The organism is Amycolatopsis sp. NPDC003861 (genome assembly GCF_053605405.1).
In genome coordinates this window covers 1-3,903 of sequence record NZ_JBSGJD010000444.1, presented here as the reverse complement: position 1 = coordinate 3,903, position 3,903 = coordinate 1, and the positions used below count along the sequence as shown (strand labels likewise).

Genomic DNA, 3,903 nt, shown 5'->3' with positions numbered 1-3,903 from the left:
CGCGGGCCCGCGGGCGCGGCGCCGCCCCGCCGAAGCTGCTCAAGTACCTGTTCGCCGTGCCGGCCGTGCGCGCCCGCGGCGCCCGCGGCAACGCCTACGGGCCGTTCCCGCCTCAGCTGGACGTGTCCCTCTTGTCGTCGTAGGAGGTCCAGCCGCCCTGGCCTTCGGCGGCTTCGACGTCGGCGTCGGACGACGCGGCGTGCGTCATCGCCGCGATCGTGCGTTCCAGGCCCTGCTGGACCTCGTCGCCGTCGGCTTCGCGGACGCTGTGCAGCGTCACGGTGATCTCCGAGGACGCCGGGCCGTCGTCGGAGATGCGGAGTTCGCCGTGGTAGTCGTCGGGGCCCTCGGCGCCCCACGTCAGCGACCTCGTCGCCGGGTCGGTGTGCAGCCACGCCTCGCTGGCCACGCGTTCGCCGTGCACCTCGGCCTCGACGTGGACGCTGTCGCCGCCCTTCGGCTCGGCGACCTTCATCTCCGGGAAGTACCGCGGCAGGTTTTCGGGGTGGCTCAGGAAGGCGAACAGCTCGTCCGCGGGGATGTCGGCGGTCGCGCTGTGGCGGTACTCGGTCATCGTGTCACTCCTCGTCGGCGTCCGGATCGTGCCCGGATACCCCGGATGCGGTGCATTAAAAGGGTTCGCGCGGGGAACCCAGGAACCATGACGGCCACCGAACCCGAGACCCGGGCACCCCGGCGGGGCCCCGCCCCCGTTCAGGGCATGGGCATGCTGATCGGCCTGCTGTTCCTCGTCCTCGCCGCGCTGGAGCTGATGTCCGGGGTCGCGGACGGCGGCGGGCCGCGCGTGCTGTTCGGCGTGCTCGCCGTGTCCGGGGTGTGGACGCTGGTGCACCTGCTGACCGGGGCCGCCGCGGTGTTCTGCACGCGCTCGTCGCGGTGGGCCGCGCGGTTCCTGGTCGCCGCCGGTGTCTGTTACGTCGTGGCCGGTTTCGCCGGGCTGCTCCCGCTCCCGTCGGCGGTCACCGACACGCTGCCGTGGAACACCGCCGGCATCTGCTTCGACCTGGCGCTCGGCACGGCGATGTTCATCCTGGGAGCGGGCTGGCTCCGGCGTGGGCCGGCACGACGTCGCTGACCAGGCCGTCCCGGCGCGGGAACCGCACCAGCACCGCGGTGAGCAGGACCGCGAGTCCGTACAGGACATAGCCGTTGCCGGTGAGCTGCTGGACGAAGTTCCAGTGCCGCTCCACCTCCCCGCCGCGCGGCCACCACCACTGCGGCCCGGCGACGAAGAGCACCGTGCCCGTCCCGGCCAGGACGGCGAACCCGCGCCGTCGCGTGCGGCGGGCCAGCTCCGCCCAGCCGAGCAGGACCACCACCGCCCACACCCAGTGGTGGGTCCACGAGATCGGCGAGACCAGCAGCCCGCCGAGGGCGTTCAGGCCGAGCGCGATCGTCGGCTCCCCCGCCGTCAGCGCACGCCGCACGCCCCACGCCGTCAGGGCGAGCACCACCGCCACCAGCGGCAGCCACCACGCCGTCCGCGCCTCCGCCGGCACCCCGGCCCTGGCCAGCAGCCCGAGCAGCGACTGGTCGCCGGCGTAGGTCGGCTCGCCGACGCGGCCGGTGTCCCACAGCGCGCCCGTCCAGTACCGCACCGAGTCGGTGCCGGCGAGCAGGAACCCCAGCGCCGTCGCGGCCAGGAACGTCACCCCGGCGGTCACCGCGGCCCGGGTGTCGCGGCGGAGCAGGAAGTACAGCAGGAACACCGCCGGGGTCAGCTTGACCGCGGCGGCGAGGCCGATCAGCAGGCCACGCGGCCAGCGCGGGTGGTCCACCAGGACGTCCAGCACGACCAGCGCGAGCAGCAGCAGGTCGATCTGACCGGCGTACAGCGTGCGCAGCACCGGCTCCAGCACTTCGGCGGCCAGCAGCAGCGTCACCACGCGCCGCCAGTCGCAGCGCGCGCCGAGCGCACGCAGCACGGTCACCAGGACCGCCGCCAGGACCCCGAGGGTCAGCAGGGTGAGCGCGAGGCAGGCGGCCCAGTACGGCAGCACCGCCAGCGGGGCCAGCACGATCGCCGCGAACGGCGGGTAGGTGAAGAGCAGGAACTGGCCGTCGCCGGTGGGCGGCAGCGTGCCGTACAGCGCCTGGCCGTGCAGCAGCGCCGACGAGCCGAGCCGGTAGACGTCGAGGTCGACGCGGTAGGCGGGGAACCGCCACCGGCCGCCGTTGTACGACACGAGCACCGCCACCAGCACGAGCACTTGCGCGCCGAGCAGCACGTACCTGTTCCCCAGCCGGGCCCGCAGCCCCGCTCCCCCTCCGGTCATCCTCGCATTCTGTCGGGTCCGGGCCCGGGCACCATCCGGGAACCCCCCGGATCCGACCCGGGGAAAACCGGTTGCCGCCCGTGTCACCCTGGGGCGCATGGGGACACCGGAGGGCTTCGCCTACCGCGACGAGCACGGCACCGTGACCATCACCCACCGCGGCCGGCCCGCGGGGACACTGCGTGGGACCGCGGCCGCCCGCTTCCTGGCCGCGGTGGCCCGCGGCGACGACCAGCAGCTGCTGATGGCCAAGGTGACGGGCAACTACAAGCACGGCAACGAACGCCGGGCGCGGGAGCACCCGCGCAACCGGGGGCGCTGACTTCCCGACCAGGGGATCTTGAGGCCGGTGGCCACCGTTCGGCATGCTGGCGGCGTGACCTACGACGTTCAGACGATCCGAGCGCACTTCCCCGCCCTCGACGGCGGCGCGGCCCACTTCGACGGACCGGGTGGCTCGCAGGTCCCCGCCGTCGTCGGGGAAGCGGTGGCCGGCACGCTGTGCGCGGCGATCGCCAACCGCGGCGTCGTCACCGCGGCCGAACGGCGGGCGAGCGCGGTCGTCACCGAAGCCCGCGACGCCGTGGCCGACCTGCTCGCCGCCGACCCGGCGGGTGTCGTCTTCGGCCGCAGCATGACGCAGCTGACGTACGACTTCTCCCGGACGCTGTCCCAGAAGTGGGGCCCGGGCGACGAAGTCGTGGTGACCCGCCTCGACCACGACGCCAACATCCGCCCGTGGGTCCAGGCCGCGGCGGCGGCCGGGGCCACCGTGCGCTGGCTGGACTTCGACCCGGCCACCGGTGAACTCGCGCCGATCGGCGCGCTGCTGTCGGAGCGGACGCGGCTGGTCGCGGTGACGGCGGCGTCGAACCTGCTCGGCACCCGGCCGGACATCCCGGCGATCGCCGCGCAGGTGCACGACGCGGGCGCGCTGCTCTACGTCGACGGCGTCCACCTGACCCCGCACGCTCTGGTGGACATCACGGCGCTCGGGGCCGACTTCTACGCGTGTTCGCCGTACAAGTTCCTCGGGCCGCACCTCGGCGTGGTCGCGGCGGCGCCGGCGCTGCTCGAGACGCTGCACCCGGACAAGCTGCTGCCCTCGACCAACGCCGTGCCGGAGCGGTTCGAGCTGGGCACGCTGCCCTACGAGCTGCTGGCGGGCACGACCGCGGCGATCGGCTTCCTCGCCGGGCTGGTGCCGGGGACGGGGACGCGCCGCGCGCGGCTGCAGGAGTCGATGGCGGGGCTGGAGGAGCACGAGACCGCGCTGCTGGCCCGGCTCGACGCCGGTCTGGCCGCGCTTCCGGACGTCACGCGGTACGGCGCGCCGGAGCGGCACCGGACTCCGACGGTGCTGTTCTCGGTGGCCGGCGTGGCGTCGCAGGCGGTGTACGAGCACCTCGGCGCGCACGGGGTGAACGCTCCGGCGGGGAGTTTCTACGCGCTGGAGTGCTCACGGCACCTGGGGCTGGGTGACACCGGGGCGGTCCGGGCCGGGATCGCGCCGTACACCACGGCGGACGACGTCGACCGGCTGCTGGCCGGGGTGGCGTCGCTCCCGCGCGGCTGACGACGGGTGGCGAGCCGGGATTTCCCCGGC

General features: G+C 74.4%; 5 protein-coding genes. 3 read left to right on the top strand and 2 right to left on the bottom strand.

The genetic code is table 11. The features are described 5' to 3' along the window. Positions 1–112: 112 nt before the first annotated feature. Positions 113–574, bottom strand: a complete 462-nt coding sequence (locus ACWEVN_RS46990; protein WP_452055594.1) for an SRPBCC family protein — start codon at positions 572–574, stop codon at positions 113–115. A gap of 87 nt (positions 575–661) precedes the next feature. Here ACWEVN_RS46990 and ACWEVN_RS46985 point away from each other — a divergent pair, with 87 nt between their 5' ends. Further along, the gene (locus tag ACWEVN_RS46985) at positions 662–1,096 is read left to right on the top strand and encodes a DUF4383 domain-containing protein (RefSeq protein ID WP_449684092.1); all 435 of its coding nucleotides are present in this window, start codon (positions 662–664) and stop codon (positions 1,094–1,096) included. Here ACWEVN_RS46985 and ACWEVN_RS46980 read toward each other — a convergent pair. Continuing rightward, positions 1,047–2,297, bottom strand: a complete 1,251-nt coding sequence (locus tag ACWEVN_RS46980) for a glycosyltransferase 87 family protein (protein ID WP_452055593.1) — start codon at positions 2,295–2,297, stop codon at positions 1,047–1,049. The genes ACWEVN_RS46985 and ACWEVN_RS46980 overlap by 50 nt on opposite strands. 97 nt (positions 2,298–2,394) lie before the next feature. Here ACWEVN_RS46980 and ACWEVN_RS46975 point away from each other — a divergent pair, with 97 nt between their 5' ends. Continuing rightward, positions 2,395–2,619: a hypothetical protein gene (locus tag ACWEVN_RS46975; protein ID WP_449684094.1), complete on the top strand. Its 225-nt coding sequence runs from the start codon at positions 2,395–2,397 to the stop codon at positions 2,617–2,619. Positions 2,620–2,673: 54 nt separating this feature from the next. Then, positions 2,674–3,873, top strand: coding sequence for a cysteine desulfurase-like protein (locus ACWEVN_RS46970; RefSeq protein WP_449684095.1), 1,200 nt, complete (start codon positions 2,674–2,676; stop codon positions 3,871–3,873). The last annotated feature ends 30 nt before the right edge of the window (positions 3,874–3,903 follow it).